The sequence below is a fragment of the Microvirga calopogonii genome (assembly GCF_003347665.1).
Classification (GTDB): domain Bacteria; phylum Pseudomonadota; class Alphaproteobacteria; order Rhizobiales; family Beijerinckiaceae; genus Microvirga; species Microvirga calopogonii.
Genome location: NZ_QDGA01000005.1, coordinates 56030 through 78076, shown reverse-complemented (window position 1 = coordinate 78076; position 22047 = coordinate 56030). Strand labels below are relative to the sequence as shown.

Here is a 22047-nt window from a genome sequence, read left to right as displayed (position 1 = left end):
AAGGAGCGAGTAAGCCTTGGTCACACGAAACAGCACCTCCGCCAAACCGCGCCGGTCTGATGCGATCGAGCGCGCCTGCCGCGACAAGGGCCTGCGCATGACGGGCCAGCGCCGGATCATCGCGCGGGTTCTCGATTCGGCCGAGGACCATCCCGACGTGGTGGAGCTGCACCGGCGCGCCGCCGCGGTGGACGACCGGATCTCGCTCTCCACGGTCTATCGCACGGTCAAACTGTTCGAGACCGAAGGCATCCTGGACCGGCTCGACTTCCGCGACGGGCGCTCGCGCTACGAGCAGGCGGCGCGGGAGCACCACGACCACCTCATCAATCTCGAGACCGGCGATGTGATCGAGTTCCGCTCCGAGGAGATCGAGGCGCTGCAGAACGAGATCGCCAAGCGACTCGGCTACAAGGTCGTCTATCACCGGCTCGAGCTCTACGCGGTGCCCCTGGACAAGGACGACGCGTGACGAAACCCGGTGTCGTCCTACGGCTCCTGCTGCTCGGCCTGTGCAGCCTCGTGCTCGTGCCGCTGCAGATCCTGGCCCTTCGCCTCGGCTGGTCGTCGGTGCTGCATGTGCTGCCCGTGTGGTTTCACAGGATCCTGATGAGGCTCTTCAACGTGCGCGTGATCGAGCGGGGAACGCCGCCGGGCAAGGCGCCCACCATCGTGCTGGCGAACCATGTCTCCTGGCTCGACATCCCGGTGATCGGCTCCCTGCGCCCGCTCTCGTTCATCGCCAAGTCGGAGATCGAGACCTGGCCCGTGGTCGGCCTGTTCGCGCGGCTCCAGCGCTCGGTCTTCATCGACCGCCAGCGCCGCAAGGCCACCGCGGAGGTGAACGACGCCCTCGCCCACCGGCTGGTGAAGGGCGAGGCGATCGTGCTGTTTGCGGAAGGCACCACCGGCGACGGCAACCGCCTCCTGCCCTTCCGTTCCTCCCTCGTGGGCGCGGCCCAGACCGCGCTTATGCACGACAGCGTCGAGCGCGTTTATCTGCAGCCGCTCGCCATCTCCTATACCGGCCGCAACGGCCTGCCGGTGACCCGGCGCGAGCGTCCCTTCATCGCCTGGTACGGCGACATGGATCTTGGACCCCATCTCAAGATGTTCGTCCAGGGCATCCCGCTCGACGTGGTGGTCACCTGGGGCGAGCCGATCCCCTTCAACGGCAACCGCAAACAGGCCACAGCCTCCGCCGAGGCCGAGGTGCGGCGGGCGTTGAAGGCGGCTTGACCGTTGTCATCCCCGGCGCACGAAGTGCGGGAAGGGGATCTACCATCAAGCTCTGCACGATGGATTCCCTTCCCCTGCGCTTCGCTCCGGCCGGGAATGACACAGTTGGATTACACCCTCCCCGCCTCGGCATGCATCGCCGCCTCCTCCAACAGCCACCCCCGAAAGGCTGCGAGGGCGGGCCGGTCGGCAGTGGCTTCCGGGCAGACGACGTAATACTGGTAGGATCCCTTCACCTGCTGCGGAAACGGCTGGACGAGGCGTCCGGCCTGCAGGTAATCGCCGATCAGCACGTTGGTCGCGAGCGCCACGCCCTGGCCGGACGCTGCGGCCTGGAGGCAGAGATAGGTATGGGGAAAGCGCGGGCCGCGCGAGGTGTCGAGGCCGGTGACGCCGACGGCGGCGAGCCAGCGATCCCAGGTGGTGTAGTCGGGGATGCTGTAGACGCTCTCGTGCAGCAGGGTGTGGTGGCGCAGATCCGCCGGCTCGTTCAGGGGGCGGTCGGGGTCGCCCAGCAGCGACGCGCTGCAGACGGCGAAGAAATATTCCTCCATCAGGAGATTCGAGCGAAGGCCCGGATAGTTCCCCCGGCCGAAGCGGATCGCCACGTCCACGTCCTCCCGGGCAAAGTCCGTCAGCCGCGTATCGACGGAGACCCGTACCTCCAGGTCGGGATGCTGCTCCTTCAGGGAGCCCAACCGGGGGATCAGCCATCCCGCGGCGAAGCTCGGCATGGAACTCACCGTGATCACGTTGGACCGGTCGGACCGCAGGGCCTGCGCGGTCGCATGGTCGAGGCGGTCGAGGATGTCGGACAGGGAGGCGGCGTAATGCTCGCCCAGCGGCGTCAGCGCCACGCCGCGGCTGGGCTGGCGCAGGAAGAGAGGACGCCCGAGCCAGGCCTCCAGCGCCTTCACCTGCTGGCCCACGGCGCTCGCCGTGACGGCGATCTCGTCGCCCGCCTTCTCGAAATTCAGGTGGCGGGCCGCCGCCTCGAAGGCGCGCAGGGCATTGAGCGGAGGAAGACGTCTGCGAGACATAGGATATCCGGATGACATGCCCAAGTTTTCCTTGGGCATAGCGCAAGAACTTCTCGTTTGCTTATAACCTACCATGAGAGCACATTTCCCTCAATGGAACGCCGTTGAAGGAGATCCCCCATGGCGATCGGATATGCCGCAGGAAATCTTGGGCTTGCATCGGCCCGTCGCGAACGCAGGAATGTGCTGCTGCAGCTTCTGCTCAGGTATGAAGCTTGGCTCGATGCGCGCAGGAACGCCAAGGCCCTGTACCGGATGGACGACCGGGAACTCGCCGATATCGGGTTGTCGCGAGCCGACGTTGAGGTCTTGAATGTCGCCTCCTGGCAGGATCACCTGCCTGCCACCTTCAGCCGATGAAGTCTCGAAAGGCACCCCAATGAAGCTCTATTCCGGTCCGGTGAGTCTCTTCTCCCGCAAGGTCGAGATCGGCCTTCACGAGAAGGGACTCGCTTTCGAGCAGATCCTGGTGCCGTTCACGCAGACCGCGGGCTACAGCCCCAGGAACCCGGACGTGCTGGCCATCAACCCCAAGGCACAGGTCCCGGTCCTCGTCGACGGGGACCTGTCGCTCTACGATTCGACCGTGATCCTGGAATACTTGGACGAGGCCTATCCGGATCCGCCGCTTTACCCGAAGACGCCGGTGGAGCGGGCCCGGTGCCGGCTCTTCGATGTGTTCGGCGACGAGGTCATGCTGGCCCCCTTGCGCTTCCTGATGCACCGTACCGAGCCGAAGCCCGACGATCCGCAGCGCTGGAGCGCGAAGGAAGACAAGGCCCGGGAGGCTGAAGCGGCTCTGGCCGGCCATTTTGCCGAGATCGACCGTGCACTCGAGGGCAGGAACTATCTCTGCGGCACCTTCTCGGCTGCCGACATCGCCGTTTTCATGGCTGTCTTCTGGACCCGCCGCCTGGGCGGCCCGTCCTTGAAGGGCCACGAGGCGCTGGCCTCCTGGTACGGGAGGCTGAGAGCGCGACCGGCTTTTGCGCGTGTGATCGAGGAAATCCGTGCGGCGGATGCGGAATTGTCGGCTCCGGTCGAAGGGGCGTTTGCGGAGTGAAGCTTTCAGAAGCGCGTCCCGCGGCAAGAGTAACATCCGTCCTCACCCACCCGTTCGCCCGAACCAGAGGCTGAACAAGGCGGCGAGCGAAACGAGCGCCAGGAAGCCGTTGAAGGCCAGAAGCAGGAAGGGCGGGATGCGCTGCACGTCCGGCTGCGGCGGCTGCGAGCCGGTAAAGACCTGGCGCCAGACGGCGGCCGTGAAGCAGAAGGCGCTGAACAGGACCAGGACCGAGCCGGTGGAGACGATCATCCAGTCCGGCACCACACCCTCCAAGAGCTTCTTCGCCCCGATGCCGGAGGCGAGCGATGCCAGACCCGTCCGCACCCAGGCCGCATAGGTCCGCTCGGCGGCGAAGACCGTTCGGTTGGCGGCGAGTTCCGTGCGCCGGTCGGCGCTGTCCTTCATCTGCACGCTGGCTTTGGCGGTCGTCTTGGCCGCCGCCTGCGTGTGTTCGGCCGCTTCCTGGGTGTGCTCGGCGGCCTCTCTGGCGTTCTCTGCGCTGCGCTTGAGCTTTTCTTCGACCGGCTGCGTCATGCATCCTCCATTCATCTGGGGGCACAACGCCCAAGATTATGGAAAGGTCGGCGCGCTCAAAGCCTTCTCAGTGCCACCGTCTCGATCCGGTGGCTCGGGCCCTTCTTGAGGATCAGGCTCGCCCGCTGGCGGGTCGGCACGATGTTTTCCTGCAGGTTCACCAGGTTGATCCGGTTCCATAAGCCGTCCGCGATGGCGATGGCCTCGGCTTCCGCGAGTTCCGCATAGCGCCGGAAATAGGACAGCGGATCCCGGAAGGCGGTGTGGCGCAGGCGCAGGAACCGGTTCACGTACCAGCGGTGCAGGTCGATCTCGTCGGCGTCGATATAGACCGAGAAGTCGAAGAAATCTGACACGAAGGGAATGGCCGTGCCGTCCTTGGGCATGCGCGCCGGCTGGAGCACGTTGAGCCCCTCGACGATGAGGATGTCCGGCCGGTCGACAGTCGTTTCCTCGCCGGGCACCACGTCATAGACGAGGTGCGAATAGAGCGGCGCCTTCACGTTGCGCTTGCCGGCCTTGATGTCGGCGAGGAAATGCAGGAGCTTGCCCGTGTCGTAGCTTTCCGGAAAGCCCTTGCGCTCCATCAGTCCCAGGCGCGTCAGCTCGGCATTGGGCAGGAGGAACCCGTCCGTGGTGACGAGGTCGACCTTCGGGGTGTTGGGCCAGCGCGCCAGAAGGGCTTTCAGCACGCGGGCCGTGGTGGACTTGCCGACCGCCACCGAGCCCGCCACGCCGATGATGTAGGGCACCTTCTCCTGATGCTCCGCGAGGAGGAAGCGCTGGGTCGCCTTGAACAACCCTTGCGTCGCCGCGACGTAGAGAGACAGGAGGCGCGAGAGCGGCAGGTAGATCGCCGCCACCTCGTCGAGGGAAATCGGATCGTTGAGGGACTGGAGCTGCATCACCTCGTCGGCGGTCAGCGTCATCGGCGCATCGGCTCGCAGTTTCGCCCATTCATCGCGCGTGAACGTGCGGTAGGGCGAGACGCCGTCGTCGATCTCGGGCGAAACAACGTTGGGCTGGTCCATGCGAGCCCCCTTCTGCGAGGTCACAGCTTGCGCGCGGCCTTCTCGGCGAGCCCCGATTGCGCGGTGCGGCGTTCCAATTCGGCCATCACGTCAACTAGCGGAATATTCGCGCCCTGCAACACGACCAAAAGATGATACAGCACATCCGCCGCCTCGGCCGTGAGGTTTGCCCGGTCGCCCTGAACGGCCGCGATGGCGGCTTCCACGGCCTCCTCGCCCAGCTTCTTGGCCGCCTTGGCCGGCCCACCGCCGATCAGCTTGGCCGTGTAGGATTCTGTCGCCGGCGCGGCCGCGCGCTCGGCCACGATGCGGGCGAGATCGTCGAGGGTGAAGGAGGTCATGATTGGACTAGCCCGGTAAAGTGACGACAAGGGGACCGTTGCGGGTGGCGACGACCGTGTGCTCGTATTGCACTGTCGGGGCGCGCGGTTCGCTGAGCAAGGTCCATTCATCGTCGCCGTCCGTCGCCCAGTTCGCACCCAGCGACAGGAAGGGCTCGACCGTGAAGACGAGGCCCTCGTTCATGATCCGGCGCTCCGAGCGGTCCGGCCAGGTGGGGATTTCCCCCGGCTCTTCATGAAGGGAATGGCCGATGCCATGGCTCGCCAGGTTACGGACCAGGGTATAGCCGTTCTTCTCGGCGAACTGCCCGATGGCCTGGCCGATCCCGGCGATCGGCTTGTCGGCGCCGACCTGGCGCAAGCCGACCCACATGGCGCGCCGTCCGTCCTGGCAGAGCCGTTTCGTGGCATTCGTGACCGGCGGAACGGCGAAAGAGGCCCCGGTATCGGCATAGACCCCGTTCTTTTCCGCCGAGATATCGATGTTCACGAGGTCGCCGGCTTCGATCCGCCGGGGTCCCGGGATGCCGTGGGCAACCTGCTCGTTCACGCTGATGCAGGTTGCGCCGGGAAAATCGTAGACGAGCTCCGGACCGGAACGGGCACCGGCCTGTTCGAGGAGCCGGCGGCCGATCATGTCGAGCTCCGCCGTGGTCATCCCCGGCTCGAGGGCCGCAGCCATGGCCTCCAGGGTATTGGCGACGATCCTGCCAATCTCCTGGAGCTTGTTCAGATCATCCTCGTTGGAGACCGTCATGGGCCAAATTCCTTCCTCTGTCCGGGGCGGACATCAATGTCGACGAGCGGGATCCCGCGCCGGCTCATCGAGCCGCATCTTGAGACCTTTTCCGGCCATGTAGCCCTTGGCTTCCGAAATCGTGTGGGTGCCGAAGTGGAAGATGGACGCCGCGAGCACGGCGCTGGCATGACCATCTTTCACGCCATCGACCAGATGGTCGAGATTGCCGACGCCGCCCGAGGCGATGACGGGCACGGAGACCCCGTCCGCGATGGCGCGCACAAGCGCGAGATCGTAGCCGCCCTTGGTGCCGTCCCGGTCCATGGAGGTGACCAAAAGCTCCCCTGCCCCCAGTTCCGCCACCTGCCTAGCGAACGCGATGGCGTCGATGCCGGTGGCGGTGCGACCGCCATGGGTGAAGATTTCCCAAGCCGCGGGCTCACCCTCCTCCGACACCTTCTTGGCGTCGATGGCGACGACGATGCATTGAGCACCGAACTTTTCCGAAGCCTCGCGCACGAAATCCGGATTCTTCACCGCCGCCGTGTTGATCGAGACCTTGTCGGCCCCGGCGAGCAGGAGCTTGCGGATGTCCTCGACCGTGCGCACGCCGCCGCCGACGGTGAGAGGCATGAAGCAGGCCTCCGCCGTGCGCCGCACCGCGTCGAGCAGGATCCCCCTCGCCTCGTGGCTCGCGGTGATGTCGAGGAAGCAGAGTTCGTCGGCACCGGCCGCATCATAGGCCTTGGCCGCTTCCACGGGATCGCCCGCGTCGACAAGATCGACGAACTGCACGCCCTTCACGACGCGCCCGTCCTTCACGTCCAGGCAGGGAATGAGACGGACCTTGAGCATCAGGCGGGTTCCTTCCGCGCGGAGCGGAGCAGCGCAAGCGCCTCCTCCGGATCGATACGCCCGTCGTAGAGGGCCCGTCCGGAGATGGCGCCGTTGAGGACGGCGCAGTCGGGCTGGGTCAGGCGCTCGATATCGGCCATCGAGGCAAGCCCGCCCGAGGCGATGACCGGGATCGAGACGGCGCGGGCCAGCCCCAGGGTCATCGGGAAGTTGAGGCCCTTGAGAATGCCGTCGCGGGCGATGTCCGTGTAGATGATGGCGGCCACGCCTGCATCCTCGAAGCGGCGTCCGAGCTCCTCCGCCGACAGGGTCGAGGTCTGCGCCCAGCCCTCCACGGCGACCAGCCCGTCCTTGGCATCGATGCCGACAGCGATCTTGCCCGGATGGAGGCGCGCGGCTTCCCGCACGAAGGCCGGATCGCGCACGGCGGCCGTGCCGATGATGACACGGGACACGCCCTTTCCGAGCCAGCCGTCCACCGTCTTCATGTCGCGGATGCCGCCGCCGAGCTGCACCGGGATCGAGACGCGTTTCAGGATGGTCTCGACGGCGGAGGCGTTCATCGGCTTGCCGGCGAAGGCGCCGTCGAGGTCGACCACGTGCAGCCACTCGAAGCCTTGGGCCTCGAAAGTGGCGGCCTGGTCGGCCGGATCGTCGTTGAACACGGTCGCCTGGTCCATGTCGCCCTGAATGAGGCGGACGCAGCGGCCTTCCTTCAAATCGATGGCAGGATAAAGGATCACGGGCGCCACCTCAAAAAATTGGCGATGAGCTTGAGGCCGAGCGCCTGGCTCTTCTCGGGGTGAAACTGGGTGCCGACGAGGTTGTCCCGTCCGACGATGGCCGTCACCGGCCCGCCGTAATCGGTGGTGGCGACCACGTCGCCCGGGTTCGTCGGCGAAAGCGCGTAGGAATGCACGAAATAGGCATGAAGCCCGTCAGGCCCGGTCGGAATGCCCTCCAGCAGCGGGTGCGGCTTCGCCACTTCAAGCGTGTTCCAGCCCATATGCGGGATCTTCAGGGACGGATCGCTCGGGACGATGGGCTTCACGTCGCCGTGGATCCAGTCGAGCCCGTAGCTCGTCGTATGCTCCAGTCCCCGGGTCGCCATGAGCTGCATGCCGACGCAGATGCCGAGGAAGGGGCGCTTGTCCTCGTGGACCCGCCGCTGCATCGCCTCCACCATGCCGGGCACGGAATCGAGGCCGCGGCGGCAATCGGCGAAGGCGCCGACGCCCGGCAGGACGATCCAGTCCGCCTTGGCGACGAGGGCCGGGTCGGATGAGACGGTAATGGAGAGGTCGAGCTCGGCTTCCCGTGCCGCCCGCTCGAAAGCCTTCGCGGCGGAGTGCAGGTTGCCGGACCCGTAATCGATGATGACGACGCTCACCGGGGACGCTCCGCATCGGGAAAGAGGCCGATGACCGGCTCGGACCTCCGGGGGGTGGACAGGACGGCTGGGGATGCCGGGGTGCGCGGCAACGTGGAGGGCTTGGCTTCGAGCCAGCGGGCAAAGGCCTTGGCCTCCGCCTCGTCCTGGTCCTCCGCCGTGACCGCATCGACCAGGGGCAGGCCGCGGCGGTCTAAGGTCCAGCGTCGCAGGCTGTTGGCCTCGAGCCCGATCAAGGCCTGCAGCAGGAGCTGAGCGATGGAACCCGCGAGCGGATGCACATCGAGCAGGGTCAGGAGGCCGCCGAAGGCGAAGACGACGACCAGCACGCCGATCCCGGCGAGCCAGAGCCGGTGGTAGAAGAACCACAGGAAAGTGAAGAAGAAGGCTCCCCAGGAGAAGGCATCCTTCACGAGCTCGGATTCCTCCAGAGCCGTCGGATCACCCGGCCGCGCATCGCGCGGGAGGTGCAGCGTATAGGTGGTCATGGCGACGTTTCCTCAAGTCCCGTCCGGTGAGGTGACGCTGGCGTGTCCGCCGGACAGGGGTCTTGCTTAGAACTTAGAGCGTACCCTTGGTGGAGGGAACGCGGCCCTCTTCCCTTGGGTCCAGTGCCACGGCCTGACGCAAGGCCCGTGCCAAGCCCTTGAAGCAGCTCTCGGCGATATGATGGCTGTTCTCCCCGTAGAGCGTCTCCACGTGGAGCGTCAGGCCCGCATTGATGGCGAAGGCCTGATGGAATTCGCGCACCAGCTCGGTGTCGAAAACGCCGATCTTCTCGGTCGGGAAGGTGGTCCGGAACACCAGGAAGGGGCGGCCCGAGATGTCGAGGGCGACGCGCGTCAAGGTCTCGTCCATCGGAAGATGGATGTCGGCATAGCGCGAGATGCCCTTTTTATCGCCAAGCGCCTGCAGGATGGCCTGACCGAGCGCGATGCCCGTATCCTCGGTCGTATGATGCTGGTCCACATGCAGGTCACCGGTCACCTTCACGGTCAGGTCGAAGAGACCGTGTCGGGCAAACAGTTCGAGCATATGGTCGAGGAAGCCGACCCCCGTGGAGATCTCGGCCTTGCCGGTGCCATCGAGGGCAATCGACACGGCGACATCGGTCTCGGCGGTGCGACGGCTGACGCTCGCGGAGCGCATCATCAAAATCCTTTGCGGAACCAGAGACGGGCCTTCTAGCAAGCTGCGACGAGAAATGCCACCCAGGGCGTGGTTCGGCATGCGTCCCTTTTCAGGGTGTTATGAGGTCGGGGTGCCCTCCCAGGTCGTGGCCGGCCCTGTGCCGGCCATCCCGATACGGACAAGCTCAGCGCTTCATGCAATCGAAATCACCGGGACAAGCCCGGTGATGACGAAGGAGGGCGTCACGAAGCATTCGCGTTGTTTTCAGGCTATGAATGACTAAGTGAGGGACCGAACGATTGTTTCCTTCCTGCCCGCCGGAGCCTCTGCCTTGTCCGAAGACGCCACCCCTCGCATGCATGCCACCACGATCCTCATGGTCCGCAAGGGCGGCCGCGTCGTCATCGGCGGCGACGGGCAGGTGAGCCTCGGCCAGACCGTCGTGAAGGGCAATGCGAAAAAGGTCCGCCGTCTCGCCAAGGGCGGTGTGATCGGCGGCTTTGCCGGGTCCACGGCCGACGCCTTCACCCTGTTCGAGCGGCTGGAAGCCAAGCTCGAGCAATATCCCGGTCAGCTCACCCGCGCCTGCGTCGAGCTGACCAAGGATTGGCGCACCGACCGTTACCTGCGCCGCCTGGAGGCCATGATGCTCGTCGCCGACAAGGAGGTGGGCCTGCTCCTCTCCGGCGCGGGCGACGTGCTGGAGCCGGAGAACGGCATCATGGCGATCGGCTCCGGCGGCAATTATGCGCTGGCCGCCGCCAGGGCCCTCGCCGATTCCGACATGGACGCGGAAGCCATCGTGCGTCGGTCCCTCGCCATCGCGGCCGAGATCTGCGTCTATACCAACGCCAACATCGTCATCGAGACGCTCGATGAAACCTGATGGCCCGTCATGGTCGGGCACCCCTCGGCCATCCACGTCTTTACCCTCTCCACGCCGATGGGCGCGGATCTCCGGATCAAGTCCGGAAATGACGATCACTCTTTGAGCCAAGACATCTCATGACCACGTTTTCTCCCCGCGAAATCGTTTCCGAACTCGACCGCTACATCGTCGGCCAGAACGACGCCAAGCGCGCGGTCGCGATTGCCCTGCGCAACCGCTGGCGCCGGCAGCAGCTCGAAGGCAGCCTGCGCGAAGAGGTGGCGCCGAAGAACATCCTCATGATCGGCCCGACCGGCTGCGGCAAGACCGAGATCTCCCGCCGCCTCGCCAAGCTTGCGGGCGCGCCCTTCCTCAAGGTCGAAGCGACCAAGTTCACGGAAGTGGGCTATGTGGGCCGCGACGTGGAGCAGATCGTGCGCGACCTGGTGGAGATCGGCATCGGCCTCGTGAAGGATGAGCGCCGCCGGCAGGTGCAGGCGAAGGCGCATGTGGCGGCTGAGGAGCGCGTGCTCGACGCGCTCGTCGGCTCGACCGCCAGCGCCGCCACGCGCGATGCGTTCCGGCGCAAGCTGCGCGCCAATGAGCTCGACGACAAGGAGATCGAGATTGAACTGCAATCGGGCGGAGGGCAAGGGATGCCGATGTTCGAGATTCCCGGCATGCCCGGGGCTTCGGTCGGCGCGATCAACCTTTCCGACATGTTCGGCAAGGCCTTCGGCGGACAACGCAAGACCCGGCGCACCACCGTGCGCGAGGCCTACGAGCCGCTGGTCACGGAAGAGGCCGACAAGATGCTCGACCAGGACGCCATCGTCCAGGAAGCCCTGCGGCAGGTGGAGAACAACGGCATCGTGTTCCTCGACGAGATCGACAAGATCGCCGGCCGCGAGGGTCGCACCGGCGCGGACGTGTCGCGAGAAGGCGTGCAGCGCGATCTGCTGCCGCTGATCGAGGGCACGACCGTATCGACGAAGCATGGCTCGGTGAAGACCGATCACATCCTCTTCATCGCCTCCGGCGCGTTCCATGTGTCGAAGCCGTCCGACCTTCTGCCCGAACTGCAGGGTCGCCTGCCGATCCGCGTCGAGCTTTCGCCGCTGACAGTGGAGGATTTCAAGCGCATCCTCACGGAAACGGAAGCGAGCCTCATCAAGCAATCGGTTGCGCTGATGCAGACGGAAGGCGTGAACCTCGTCTTCACGGACGACGCCATCGATGCGCTTGCCCAAGTGGCCGTCGACGTGAACAACTCGGTCGAGAACATCGGGGCACGCCGCCTGCAGACGGTGCTGGAGCGCGTGCTCGACGACGTCTCGTTCACCGCGCCCGACCGTTCGGGAGAAACGGTGACCGTCGATGCCGCCTATGTGCGCGGCGAGGTCGAGACACTGGCGAAGAACACGGACCTGAGCCGGTTTATTTTGTAGTACCGGACCGTCATTCCGGGGCGGCTCGCAAGAGCCGGGCCCGGAACTCATATCCGCTGCCGGTCCAAGGAAACCGCGTGACGCCGATCGCTCATGCCTTCTACGTCGTGGTTATGGGTTCCGGGCTCGCCTGCGGCGCCCCGGAATGACCGCGGTATCCGCATTTGGAACCACTGTCCCGATTCGCGACTTGCATCGGGATGAATCCGGACCTGCAGGACCTGAAAGAGAAGGCGCTGGCGATCCATCGGCGTCTCTGCGCGGTCTATGGCTGTCCGATTCCTTATTTTCATTCCCTTGATCCCCTCAGCGAACTGATCTCCTCGCTTCTCTCCCATCGCACCCGCAACGCGGATTCGGGACGCGCCTTCAAGGCCCTCAAGGCACGCTATGCGGATTGGCGCGCGATGATGAACGCGCCGACGGAGGAGGTGGAGGAAACGATCCAGGGCGTCACGTGGCCCGAGCAGAAGGCACCGCGTCTTCAAGCGGTGCTGCGCGCCATCGAGGAGCGCCATGGCGGCCTGTCGCTCGACTTCCTCGCGACCATGCCGGTCGAGGAAGCGCGGGCGTGGCTCGAGAGCATTCCGGGAATCGGGCCGAAGACCAGCGCGGCCGTGCTGTCGTTCTCGGTGCTGCGGAAGGCCGCTCTCCCGGTGGACAGCCATCATCACCGCGTCGCCCAACGCACGGGGCTCATCCCGCTGTCGACGGCAGTCGGGCCGTCCCACGCGGCGCTTGCCGCCCTGCTGCCCGAGGACTGGGACGCGCAGGCCGTCTATGATCATCACGAGGTCCTGATGCTGCACGGCCAGCGCTGCTGCTTCTTAAAAAATCCGGCCTGCGGGCGCTGTGCGGTCCTCGATCTCTGCCCGACCGGGCAGGGACGGATGGAGGGCAGACGAAGCGTTGCGCGACAGCCCGAGATGGCGCCGGACCTTCTTCGCACCTCACGTTCCCGCGAGCGTTGAAGAGAACCGCTCGAAAGCGGAACCATTCAAAAGTTTCCCGCGTTCTCCTCCCAGGTGGGAGGAGCCGGCCATGCGAAAACTCATCTTCGCCGCCTTGGCCACAGCCGTGCTCGTTCCGGTGTCTTTATTTGCCGGTTCAGCCTCCGCGCAGGTGGTGCCGTTTTCGAAATTCCAGCAGCTGCTCGATCACGATCAGATCACGATTGCCTATGCCGCTCGCGGCGGCCGTGGTGGTGGTGGTGGGCGCGTCCATGGTGCCGCCATGAGAAGACCTGTCGGGATGCACGCCGGCGGTTATCGGGGCTATCGCGGCAATGTAGCCCGTGCTGGCATGTATCGGGGTAACGTGGCCCGTGCCGGCGTCTATCGAGGCAATGTCGCGCGTGCAGGGGCCTATCGCGGCGTTGCGGCCCGTTCCTATGCGGGTCGTTATTACAACGGCCGTTATTACAATGGTCGCTATTATAATCGCCCCTATGCCGCCTATGGGCGACCCTATTATCGCGGCGCGTATTACGGCGGATATTATCGTCCGTATTATGGAGGTTCTTACTACCCCTACGGCTACGGTGCCGCAGCAGCAACGGGCGCTCTGATTGGCGGCGCCATCGCATCGCAGCCTGTCGTGACGGGAAGCGTAGGGGCCAATGGCTCCGCCTATTGTGCGCAGCGTTACAGATCCTACAATCCCGCAACCGGCACGTTTACTGGATACGATGGACGGCAGCATTCCTGCCCCTGACGATCATATTCTTCCGCAGAGTCAGACGGGCCTTCTCGGCCCGTCTTGTCTTTTAGGCCGCTTCCGTTGGCTCATGGGTTTCGGCCTTACAGGTAAAGATTCTCTTCAACGATCAAGAACCCTCACATTCCCGCGAGATATGACCCAAGATTCCTAAAGTGAGGAACGACCTCCGCGTGAAAGGCGTTCGCTTCCAACGATTGGAGGAGTTTTCTCATGCGTAAGTTTGCACTGGCTGCCGTCGCTGTGGCGGCCCTTGGGTCTTTCGGCCTTGCCGCTCCGGCTTCCGCTGCCGAGGCTCAGACGGCTCCCGTCAAGGAACTCGCTGCCGCCATGAAGAAGGGCGAGGTTCAGTCCGATTACGTGCAGTATCGCCGCTATTATCGTGGCGGCCCGCGCTACGTGGAGCGGCGCTACTATGGCCCACGCCGCTATTATGGCGACCGCGGCTACTACTACCGTCGCGACCGCGGCAATGCTCTGGCCGCCGGCGCCCTGGGTCTCGCAACCGGCGCCATCATCGGCGGCGCCATCGCCCAGTCGCAGGCTCAGGCCGCTCCGACCTATGTGGCGCCGGGTGGCAGCGCAGCCGGTTATTGCGCCCAGCGCTTCAAGTCGTACGACCCGGCTTCGGGCACCTATCTGGGCTACGACGGCCTGCGTCATCCCTGCCCATAACCAAAGCGAAGCATGAATGAACGAAGCGGGCCGAGCGGCCCGCTTCTTATTGGCCGACATGTCTCACGCATCGGCGCTCAAATGATCCAGATGTCAGCGGCGCTCAGGGCCATCTTGGCTTTCACGGTGGCGAACTTGATCGCGGCCTGATGACCGCTGCCGTCCGGATCGTACGACAGGACGCCCGTAGACTTGTTGTAGCCGATACGATCGTTGGCATCCTTGGCCGAAGTCCCAACATAGAACTTGTCCTTGGAGAGCTTGACCGGTTTCGACAGCGATCCCTTTCCCACGCCCTTGAAGAATTTGTCGTCGATCAGGATGCGGTCTTCCTTGAGCGTGAAGGCTTACAGTATGCGCAGCGAAGACAAGCGCTGTTTTCTGGTAATCGTTTGCTGGGCTGAAGCGACTGTTCCCGTCGCCATCCAAACCCGTTTCGCCCTGTCCGTAATTGGTCCCATACTCAGCTGCACTGGTGGGAAATCCATACGTCAGATCGTTATGGTCCAGGCGTTTCCGATCAATAAGGCATCGATAGAAGTATTTCCGCTGGATTGAACGGTGTGTGACGTAGTTGAACTACCTGAGAAAGCAGGCATGACTGTAAATAATGAGTTTTGTGACATAGCAGCCCCGGACATAAACAAGCTTTTGCAACTTTGTCATATTTCTATATAACTGCGAAAGCTGGATTCTTAGTCCGGGGCGGAGTTTAGCTCTTAGATTGCCGCGATCACCGCGATCTCGACCTTGAAGGCCGGGGCGGCGAGCTTTGCCTCGACGGTGGCGCGGGCAGGCGCATTGCCGGCGGAGACCCAGGAATCCCACACGGCGTTCATCTCCTGGAACGTGCCCATGTCGGTGAGCCAGATATTGGCCATCAGGATCTTCGACTTGTCCGTACCGGCCTCGGCCAGCAGGCTGTCGATGATCGAGAGGATCTCCTTCGTCTGCTCCGTGACGCTTTGCCCGGCGGTCTGGCTGGCGACCTGGCCGGCGAGATAGACCGTGTTGCCGTGAACGACCGCGCCGCTCATGCGCGGGCCCGGCTTGATGCGTTGAATCGTCATGACGTGCCTCTTTCCAGTCGATGAGGCTGCCCTTTTGGCCGCCCGGGAGCGAGGCGTAAAGGGCCGGCGTCCAAATTATGTGGATTGCTCAGGCTCTCCGGCAATCGGGGAACCGGGCCGCCTCGGGGTCGTTCATGGCTTACCTGTGATGCGTATCGAGAACCGTTCCGTTCGAACAGGGTGCATCATGTCAAAGAAACTTCTCTTGAGCTTCAGCATCGCGGCAGCCCTGGCGGGCTCGTCTTACGCTCTCGCCAAGGACCAGCCGAACCAGGCCTTCATCAAGAAGGCGATCGAGGGCAACCTCGCGGAGGTCGCCGTGGGTCAGCTCGCCCAGCAGAAAGGCGGCAGCGACGGGGTCAAGAACTTCGGCCGCCAGCTCGAGACGGATCATTCCGCCGCGAACGAGAAAGCCATGTCCGTGGCAAGCTCCCTCAACGTGACGCCGCCGACCGAGCCCGGCAAGGCGCAGAAGGCGGTCTACCAGAAACTCTCCAAGCTCTCGGGCGCTGCCTTCGACCGCGAGTTCATCAAGGAGGCAGTGGCCGACCACAAGAAGGATGTCGCGGACTACGAAAAGGAATCCAAGCGGCAGAACGATCCTGCGGCTTCCTATGCCAGCGAGACCCTGCCGACGCTGCAGAACCATCTGCAGACGGCGCAGTCCCTGTCTGCGGCGAAAACGCAGTAGAATCGCCTGTTCGCATGAAGCCGCGGGCGTGAATTCGAATTGAAGCCCGACGCTGAGAGCATCGTGCGGCCTTTCGGGTCCGCTCGAAACGATGCTCTCATCAAAAAGAAGGCATCGGATGGGATCCCGAAAGTGGGTTCACTTTTGGCTCCGATGCTTAGTAAAGCGTCGCCTTCTGTCGTTCGGGCAGTGCCTTGTCGTAAGCCTCGCCGTCGAAACGGTCGGGGCTCAGGGCTGCGAGGATCTGACCTGCGCTCGGCAACGAACTGCGAGCCACATGCTTGTCCGGATTCCACAATTCCGACCGCAGGATCGCACGGGCGCATTGGAAAAACACCGCATCGACCGTGATCGTGAGCACGGATTTCGGTGCCTTGCCGTCGATGGCGAAGCTTTCGAGCACGGCAGGCTCCACCGAGATCACGGCGCGGCCGTTGACCCGCAGGGTCTCGCCGATCCCGGGAATCAGGAACAGCAGCGCCACGCTTGGATCGCGCACGATGTTGCGCAGGGAATCGATGCGGTTGTTGCCGCGCCGGTCGGGCAGGAGCAGGGTTCTTTCGTCCTGCACCCGCACGAAGCCCGGCCCGTCGCCGCGCGGCGAGCAATCGAGGCCTTCCGGCCCGCGGGTGGCCAGGGCCACGAAGGGCGCGGCCTCGATGAAGGCCCGGTACTCGGGAATCACCCTGTCCGTTTCTTTCAGGAGCGATCCCTTGTTGACCTCGCCATAAAGCGATTCGAGCTCGGACAGGGTCGTAATGGTGTTGGGCATGTCTCGCGTATCGGTACAGGGATCGTGATTTGACAATCCGCACCTTGGTGCAACTGCATAGCGGCAGGCAAGCCGAAAACTTGTGCGGCCAAGCCCATGTGTGAAAGACGTGTATGAGAAGCCTTCCAGGCAAACCGGCCCCTGAACCGCTTGGCACCGAGATCGCGATTCGGACGCGGGAGATCCGCCTGTTCACGGGCCTCGTGCTCGGCGCGTTCCTGCTCACCCATTTCTCCAATCACGCCCTCGGTCTCGTATCCGTCGAAGCGATGGAAGCCGGGCGCGCCTGGTTCAACCGCCTGTGGCGAAACCCGGTCGGTACCGTGCTCCTGTATGGATCGGTTCTCACGCATTTCCTGCTCGCCCTGCTGGCGCTCTACCGACGGCGGACCCTGCGGATGCCGATCCGCGAGGCGGCCCAGCTGATCCTGGGCTTGAGCCTGCCGTTTCTCCTCATCGCGCATGTGGTCGGGACGCGCATCGAATGGACCCTGACCGGGTACGATTCGAGCTACCTGGAGGTGGTCCGCAACCTGTGGATCGTCTATCCGGCCATCGGCGCCCGTCAGGCCCTGGCCCTCGTGATCGCCTGGCTGCACGGATGTCTTGGGATCTATTTCTGGCTGCGTCCAAAGCCGTGGTTTCCGCGCTTCGCGCTGCTTCTCTACACGGGCGCGCTCCTCATCCCGGTTCTTGCGCTTCTCGGCTTCGTGGAGGCAGGACGGGCATTGGCCGAGGCGCCGGAACGGTTCGGCCCCATCCCGGTTCCTCCCGCGTCCGATCTTCTGCCGCTGATCGGGCCGGGCCTTTACACGGCCTTCGGGGGAATGATCGCGGCAACGATTGCCGCCCGTCTCGCCCGCAGTCTGCGCCTGTGGTCGCGGCGGGTAAGGATCACCTATCCCAACGATCAGGTCGTCACCGTGCCCCTCGGCTTCAGCGTGCTGGAAGCAAGCCGCAGCGCGGGCATTCCGCATCTGTCGGTCTGCGGCGGACGAGGGCGCTGCTCGACCTGCCGGGTGCGGGTGCTCGATGGCCACCAGCGCCAGCCGCCCCCCACCGCGCAGGAACGTGGTACGCTGGCGCGCATCAAGGCGGGGCCGAACGTGCGGCTCGCCTGCCAGTTCCGTCCGACCCACGATGTCGCGGTGGTGCCGATCCTGTCCACGGGACGCAACGGCTTGACCGCGCTCGTGCGCGGCGGCAGGGCCCAGGGGCAGGAGCAGGAGATCGCCGTGCTGTTCTGCGATCTGCGCGGCTTCACGAGCCTTGCCGAGCGGCGCCTGCCCTTCGACACGGTCTTCATCCTCAACCGTTATTTCGAGGCGGTGGGCGAATCCGTCGAGGATGCGGGCGGCTATATCGACAAGTTCATCGGCGATGGGGTGTTGGCCCTCTTCGGCCTCAAGACCACGCCGCAGCAGGCCGCCAGGCAAGCCCTCGATGCCGCGCTCCGGATCAAGGCGGCGCTCACGCATCTCAACGAGGAATACGAGAGCGAATTCGAGCACCCCTTGAAGATCGCCATGGGCCTCCATGCCGGCCCCGCCATCGTCGGGCAGATGGGCTACGGCCAGGCCACCAGCCTGACCGCCGTGGGCGACACTATCAACGCGGCCAGCCGCCTCGAAGGTCTCGCCAAGGAACTCGACGTCGAGCTCGTGATATCCGAGGACCTCGCGACCCGGGCCGGCCTCGACCTCTCCGACCGCGACCGCCAGATCGTCCAGATCAGAGGGCGAGCCGCGCCTCTGGGAAGCTGGATCATTCCGGAAGCGGACAGCTTGGGGCGGTGACGCAAAGAGGTTTGTTCATCAGAGCGCGCCGGCTCCCTCGACGTGGCAACAAAAAAGCGCGGCTTTCACCGCGCTTTCTTTTGGCTTGAAGCGTTGAGCGATCTTACTCGCCGGCAGCCTTCTGCTGATCGCGCTGGGCGCGCTCGGCGTCACGCTCGGCCTTGAGCTGCTCGGTGATGTCCTCGCCGGTCTCTTGGTTGACGACCTTCATGGAGAGACGGACCTTGCCGCGCTCGTCCATGCCGAGGAACTTCACCTTCACCTTGTCGCCTTCCTTGACCACGTCCGTCACCTTGCCGACGCGGTTCTTGGCGAGCTCCGAGATGTGCACGAGGCCGTCGCGGGAACCGAAGAAGTTCACGAAGGCGCCGAACTCCATCACCTTCACGACCGTGCCGTCATAGATCACGTTGACCTCGGGCTCGGCGACGATGGAGCGGATCCAGTTGTAGGCGGCCTTGATCGACTTGCCGTCGGCGGACGCGATCTTGATGAGGCCGTCGTCGTTGATGTCGATCTTCGCGCCGGTCTTCTCCACGATCTCGCGGATGACCTTGCCGCCCGAACCGATGACTTCGCGGATCTTGTCGACCGGGATCTGCATGGTCTCGATGCGGGGAGCATGCTCGCCGAGCTCGGCGCGCGGGGCGGTCAGGGCCTTGTTCATCTCGGCCAGGATGTGACCGCGACCGTCCTTGGCCTGATCGAGCGCGACGCGCATGATCTCCTCGGTGATGCCGGCGATCTTGATGTCCATCTGGAGCGAGGTGATGCCCTGGTCCGTGCCGGCCACCTTGAAGTCCATGTCGCCGAGGTGATCCTCGTCGCCGAGAATGTCGGACAGGACCGCGAAGCGCTCACCCTCGAGGATGAGGCCCATGGCGATGCCCGCCACCGGACGGCGCAGGGGAACGCCCGCATCCATCAGCGACAGGGAGCCGCCGCAGACGGAGGCCATCGAGGACGAGCCGTTCGACTCGGTGATCTCGCTGACGACGCGGATCGTGTAGGGGAACTCATGCGACGGCGGCAGCATCGGGTGGATGGCGCGCCAGGCGAGCTTGCCGTGGCCGATTTCGCGGCGGCCGGGCGAGCCCATGCGGCCCGTCTCACCGACGGAATAGGGCGGGAAGTTGTAGTGCAGCAGGAAGGTTTCCTTGCGGGTGCCCTCCAGCTCGTCGATGAACTGCTCGTCCTCGCCGGTGCCGAGCGTGGTCACGACCAGCGCCTGGGTTTCGCCGCGGGTGAACACGGCCGAGCCGTGGGTGCGGGGCAGGACGCCGACTTCCGACAGGATCGGACGGACCGTCTTGAGGTCGCGGCCGTCGATGCGGGTGCCGGTGTCGAGGATGTTCCAGCGCACGACCTTGGCCTGGGCCTCCTTGAAGACCGCCTTGACCTTCTCCGGATCGAACTTCGCTTCGCCCTCGGCCGGGACCAGCGCGTCCATCACCTTCGCCTTCACGGCGTCGACGGCAGCGTAACGGTCCTGCTTCTTGGTGATCTTGTAGGCTTCGCGCAGGTCAGCCTCGGCGATGGCGAGCACGGCCTGCTCCACCTCGGACACGTCGGCCGGCTGGTAGTCGCGCGGCTCCTTGGCGGCCTTCTCGGCGAGGCGGATGATGGCCTCGATGACCGGCTGGAAGTGCTTGTGGCCGAACATCACGGCGCCGAGCATCACGTCCTCGGGCAGTTCCTTCGCCTCGGACTCGACCATGAGCACGGCCTCGGACGTACCGGCGACCACGAGATCGAGAGCGGAAGACTCCATCTCCTGAATCGGCGGGTTCAGCTTGTACTGGCCACCGATATAGCCGACGCGGGCGGCGCCCACCGGGCCCATGAAGGGAACGCCCGAGAGGGTCAGCGCGGCGGAAGCCGCCACCATGGCGACGATGTCCGGGTCATTCTCGAGGTCGTGCGAAAGCACGGTCACGACGACCTGCGTGTCGTTCTTGTAGCCCTCGACGAAGAGGGGGCGGATCGGGCGGTCGATCAGGCGGGAAACCAGGGTCTCCTTTTCGGTCGGACGGCCTTCGCGCTTGAAGTAGCCGCCCGGAATGCGGCCGGCCGCATAGGTGCGCTCCTGGTAGTTCACCGTGAGCGGGAAGAAGTCGACGCCGGCCTTCGGCTCCTTGGCCGACACGACGGTGGCGAGAACGGTGGTTTCACCGTAGGTGGCGACGACGGCGCCGTCGGCCTGGCGGGCCATCTTGCCCGTTTCGAGCACGAGCTTGCGCCCGGCCCAGATCAGTTCTTCGCGTTGGATATCGAACATGGCATGTCTTTCATGACAGCGGGGCGGGGGCTCGATGCCATGAGCAAGACGGCAAGAGGCTCGCCGGTGAGCAAGCTCACCTCCTAAGCCCCTTGCGATCCTGCCATGGTCATCGTGTCTGCCGCCTCCTTAAGATACACCGGGCTTGAAGCCTCGCAGTGTTGGAGAAACCGTCCGGAGCCGGGCTCCGGACGGGAGTTTTTCGAAAAAGCTTAGCGGCGGATGCCGAGCTTCTCGATCAGCACCTTGTAACGGTTCTCGTCCTTCTTCTTCAGATAGTCGAGAAGCGAACGGCGCGACGACACGAGCTTCAGAAGGCCACGACGGGAGTGGTTGTCCTTGGCGTGGGTCTTGAAGTGACCGGTCAGGTTGTTGATCCGCTCGGTCAGAATGGCAACCTGCACCTCGGGGGAGCCGGTGTCGCCAGCCTTCTGGGCGAATTCCTTAACAAGCGCGTTCTTGCGCTCAGCCGTAATCGACATCGTCAATCCTTTCAGGTTGGTTCGTCAGGAGACCTTGGGCCTTCAGGGCTTCGGGTCCGGGGCATCCGGAAGGGCCGGGCCGGGATGTCGTCCAGCGCGGTCCGAGTTCGGACGCGTCTTTCGGATCGTTTCGTCCGAAAAGATGGCGCACCATACACGAAAAGCACCCGAGTGCCAGAGAAATCGTTTTTCCCAAGCAGAGCAATAGGATGCGCCGTCCGGGCGGGTTCCTGGCGGAACAAGTTCTGGTGGCCATGGTTGGTCAACCAGACATCCCCAATATAGGAAGCCCGCAGCATGGTTGCCACCACAGCCGATCTCGCGTCCTCCGAGACCGTCAAGAACGTCTTCATCACCGGCGTCCAGAACGCTCACGCCCTCGAAAAGGAAGCGCTCCAGCTCATGCAGCGCCAGATCGAGCGTTTCGAGAACTATCCGGAAATGTCGCAGATCCTGAAGACGCACATCGCCGAGACGGAAGGTCAGATCCGCCGTCTTGACGAGATCCTGCACACGTTCGGCGAGGACCGGTCTATCCTGAAGGACATGGCCACCCAATTCATGGCCAACATGGCCGCCGCCGGCCACATGCCGATGGCCGACGAGGTGATCAAGAACACCTTCGCCAACCACGCCTTCGAGAATTTCGAGATCGCCGCCTATACGTCGCTGATCGCCATGGCCGAGGTGTCCGGGCACCAGCGGTTCATCCCGGCTCTCGAGGAGACCCTTCGCGAAGAGCAGAAAACCGCGCAGCTGATCCGCGACCAGATCGTGCCGATCACGCAGAAATACCTCATGCGCGAGGCGCAGGGTTTGAAGGCGGACCGGTAAAGTCCGCGTCGGACACGCCCCTCGCTGTCATTCCGGGGCGCCGCAGGCGAA

General features: G+C 64.4%; 27 protein-coding genes. 12 read left to right on the top strand and 15 right to left on the bottom strand.

Annotated features, from left to right (window positions below):
- The first annotated feature begins 16 nt into the window (after positions 1-16).
- Both DDF70_RS07290 and DDF70_RS07285 read left to right on the top strand, forming a co-directional pair.
- A complete protein-coding gene (locus DDF70_RS07290; RefSeq protein ID WP_114944211.1) occupies positions 17-472 on the top strand; it encodes a Fur family transcriptional regulator in 456 nt (151 codons plus the stop codon).
- The gene (locus DDF70_RS07285) at positions 469-1239 is read left to right on the top strand and encodes a lysophospholipid acyltransferase family protein (protein ID WP_114944210.1); all 771 of its coding nucleotides are present in this window, start codon (positions 469-471) and stop codon (positions 1237-1239) included. Before DDF70_RS07290 ends, DDF70_RS07285 begins: the two co-directional genes overlap by 4 nt.
- A 110-nt stretch (positions 1240-1349) precedes the next feature.
- Here DDF70_RS07285 and DDF70_RS07280 read toward each other — a convergent pair whose 3' ends face one another.
- Entirely contained in the window at positions 1350-2279 is a 930-nt protein-coding gene (locus DDF70_RS07280; protein ID WP_114944209.1) for a transcriptional regulator GcvA, read from the bottom strand.
- A 120-nt stretch (positions 2280-2399) separates the two neighbouring features.
- Here DDF70_RS07280 and DDF70_RS07275 point away from each other — a divergent pair, with 120 nt between their 5' ends.
- Both DDF70_RS07275 and DDF70_RS07270 read left to right on the top strand, forming a co-directional pair.
- Positions 2400-2639: a DUF1127 domain-containing protein gene (locus DDF70_RS07275; protein WP_114944208.1), complete on the top strand. Its 240-nt coding sequence runs from the start codon at positions 2400-2402 to the stop codon at positions 2637-2639.
- Positions 2640-2658: 19 nt separating this feature from the next.
- Positions 2659-3342 carry a glutathione S-transferase family protein gene (locus DDF70_RS07270; protein WP_114944207.1) on the top strand — a complete coding sequence of 228 codons (684 nt, stop codon included), beginning with the start codon at positions 2659-2661 and terminating at the stop codon, positions 3340-3342.
- A 42-nt stretch (positions 3343-3384) separates the two neighbouring features.
- Here DDF70_RS07270 and DDF70_RS07265 read toward each other — a convergent pair whose 3' ends face one another.
- The 9 genes from DDF70_RS07265 to hisB all read right to left on the bottom strand — a co-directional run bounded on the left by DDF70_RS07265 (position 3385) and on the right by hisB (position 9384).
- Entirely contained in the window at positions 3385-3879 is a 495-nt protein-coding gene (locus tag DDF70_RS07265) for a YidH family protein (RefSeq protein ID WP_114944206.1), read from the bottom strand.
- A gap of 56 nt (positions 3880-3935) precedes the next feature.
- Positions 3936-4910 (bottom strand): type I pantothenate kinase, encoded by a 975-nt coding sequence (coaA, locus tag DDF70_RS07260; protein WP_114944205.1) that lies wholly within the window; start codon positions 4908-4910, stop codon positions 3936-3938.
- A 20-nt stretch (positions 4911-4930) separates the two neighbouring features.
- A complete protein-coding gene (locus tag DDF70_RS07255) occupies positions 4931-5251 on the bottom strand; it encodes a phosphoribosyl-ATP diphosphatase (protein WP_114944204.1) in 321 nt (106 codons plus the stop codon).
- A gap of 7 nt (positions 5252-5258) precedes the next feature.
- Positions 5259-6008 carry a type I methionyl aminopeptidase gene (gene map / locus DDF70_RS07250; protein ID WP_114944203.1) on the bottom strand — a complete coding sequence of 250 codons (750 nt, stop codon included), beginning with the start codon at positions 6006-6008 and terminating at the stop codon, positions 5259-5261.
- A gap of 33 nt (positions 6009-6041) precedes the next feature.
- Positions 6042-6845 carry an imidazole glycerol phosphate synthase subunit HisF gene (hisF, locus tag DDF70_RS07245; RefSeq protein ID WP_114944202.1) on the bottom strand — a complete coding sequence of 268 codons (804 nt, stop codon included), beginning with the start codon at positions 6843-6845 and terminating at the stop codon, positions 6042-6044.
- On the bottom strand, positions 6845-7597 hold the full coding sequence (gene hisA, locus DDF70_RS07240; RefSeq protein ID WP_114944201.1) for a 1-(5-phosphoribosyl)-5-[(5-phosphoribosylamino)methylideneamino]imidazole-4-carboxamide isomerase: 753 nt from the start codon (positions 7595-7597) through the stop codon (positions 6845-6847). The genes hisF and hisA overlap by 1 nt, the downstream gene beginning before the upstream one ends.
- Positions 7585-8235, bottom strand: a complete 651-nt coding sequence (gene hisH, locus DDF70_RS07235; RefSeq protein ID WP_114944200.1) for an imidazole glycerol phosphate synthase subunit HisH — start codon at positions 8233-8235, stop codon at positions 7585-7587. The genes hisA and hisH overlap by 13 nt, the downstream gene beginning before the upstream one ends.
- Positions 8232-8723, bottom strand: coding sequence for a DUF2628 domain-containing protein (locus DDF70_RS07230; protein WP_114944199.1), 492 nt, complete (start codon positions 8721-8723; stop codon positions 8232-8234). Before DDF70_RS07230 ends, hisH begins: the two co-directional genes overlap by 4 nt.
- A gap of 73 nt (positions 8724-8796) precedes the next feature.
- Positions 8797-9384, bottom strand: a complete 588-nt coding sequence (gene hisB, locus DDF70_RS07225) for an imidazoleglycerol-phosphate dehydratase HisB (RefSeq protein ID WP_114944198.1) — start codon at positions 9382-9384, stop codon at positions 8797-8799.
- Between the two features lie 337 nt (positions 9385-9721).
- On the opposite strand from hisB, the gene hslV reads away from it, so the two are divergent.
- From hslV to DDF70_RS07200, 5 genes are all read left to right on the top strand, one after another.
- Positions 9722-10252, top strand: coding sequence for an ATP-dependent protease subunit HslV (hslV, locus tag DDF70_RS07220; protein ID WP_114944197.1), 531 nt, complete (start codon positions 9722-9724; stop codon positions 10250-10252).
- 119 nt (positions 10253-10371) lie between these two features.
- Entirely contained in the window at positions 10372-11682 is a 1311-nt protein-coding gene (gene hslU / locus DDF70_RS07215) for an ATP-dependent protease ATPase subunit HslU (protein WP_114944196.1), read from the top strand.
- A 200-nt stretch (positions 11683-11882) separates the two neighbouring features.
- Positions 11883-12653, top strand: a complete 771-nt coding sequence (locus DDF70_RS07210) for an endonuclease III domain-containing protein (RefSeq protein ID WP_114944195.1) — start codon at positions 11883-11885, stop codon at positions 12651-12653.
- Between the two features lie 70 nt (positions 12654-12723).
- Positions 12724-13395, top strand: a complete 672-nt coding sequence (locus DDF70_RS07205) for a BA14K family protein (RefSeq protein ID WP_114944194.1) — start codon at positions 12724-12726, stop codon at positions 13393-13395.
- Positions 13396-13611: 216 nt separating this feature from the next.
- Entirely contained in the window at positions 13612-14073 is a 462-nt protein-coding gene (locus tag DDF70_RS07200) for a BA14K family protein (protein WP_114944193.1), read from the top strand.
- Between the two features lie 77 nt (positions 14074-14150).
- On the opposite strand, the gene DDF70_RS07195 is transcribed toward DDF70_RS07200, so the two are convergent.
- Complete coding sequence (locus DDF70_RS07195; protein WP_114944192.1) at positions 14151-14366, bottom strand: hypothetical protein; 216 nt, start codon at positions 14364-14366, stop codon at positions 14151-14153.
- A 426-nt stretch (positions 14367-14792) separates the two neighbouring features.
- Positions 14793-15143, bottom strand: coding sequence for a RidA family protein (locus DDF70_RS07185; protein WP_114944190.1), 351 nt, complete (start codon positions 15141-15143; stop codon positions 14793-14795).
- Between the two features lie 187 nt (positions 15144-15330).
- Here DDF70_RS07185 and DDF70_RS07180 point away from each other — a divergent pair, with 187 nt between their 5' ends.
- Positions 15331-15834: a DUF4142 domain-containing protein gene (locus tag DDF70_RS07180; RefSeq protein WP_114944189.1), complete on the top strand. Its 504-nt coding sequence runs from the start codon at positions 15331-15333 to the stop codon at positions 15832-15834.
- 157 nt (positions 15835-15991) lie between these two features.
- Here the strand turns inward: DDF70_RS07180 and DDF70_RS07175 are convergent, their stop codons facing one another.
- Positions 15992-16606 (bottom strand): pyridoxamine 5'-phosphate oxidase family protein, encoded by a 615-nt coding sequence (locus tag DDF70_RS07175; protein ID WP_114944188.1) that lies wholly within the window; start codon positions 16604-16606, stop codon positions 15992-15994.
- Between the two features lie 113 nt (positions 16607-16719).
- Here DDF70_RS07175 and DDF70_RS07170 point away from each other — a divergent pair, with 113 nt between their 5' ends.
- The gene (locus DDF70_RS07170) at positions 16720-18402 is read left to right on the top strand and encodes an adenylate/guanylate cyclase domain-containing protein (protein WP_162820243.1); all 1683 of its coding nucleotides are present in this window, start codon (positions 16720-16722) and stop codon (positions 18400-18402) included.
- 103 nt (positions 18403-18505) lie between these two features.
- On the opposite strand, the gene pnp is transcribed toward DDF70_RS07170, so the two are convergent.
- Positions 18506-20680, bottom strand: coding sequence for a polyribonucleotide nucleotidyltransferase (pnp, locus tag DDF70_RS07165; RefSeq protein ID WP_114944187.1), 2175 nt, complete (start codon positions 20678-20680; stop codon positions 18506-18508).
- 212 nt (positions 20681-20892) lie between these two features.
- Positions 20893-21162: a 30S ribosomal protein S15 gene (rpsO, locus tag DDF70_RS07160; protein ID WP_009490692.1), complete on the bottom strand. Its 270-nt coding sequence runs from the start codon at positions 21160-21162 to the stop codon at positions 20893-20895.
- Positions 21163-21459: 297 nt separating this feature from the next.
- Between rpsO and DDF70_RS07155 the strand changes: the two genes are divergently transcribed.
- Positions 21460-21996 (top strand): ferritin-like domain-containing protein, encoded by a 537-nt coding sequence (locus tag DDF70_RS07155; protein WP_114944186.1) that lies wholly within the window; start codon positions 21460-21462, stop codon positions 21994-21996.
- Positions 21997-22047: the final 51 nt, after the last annotated feature.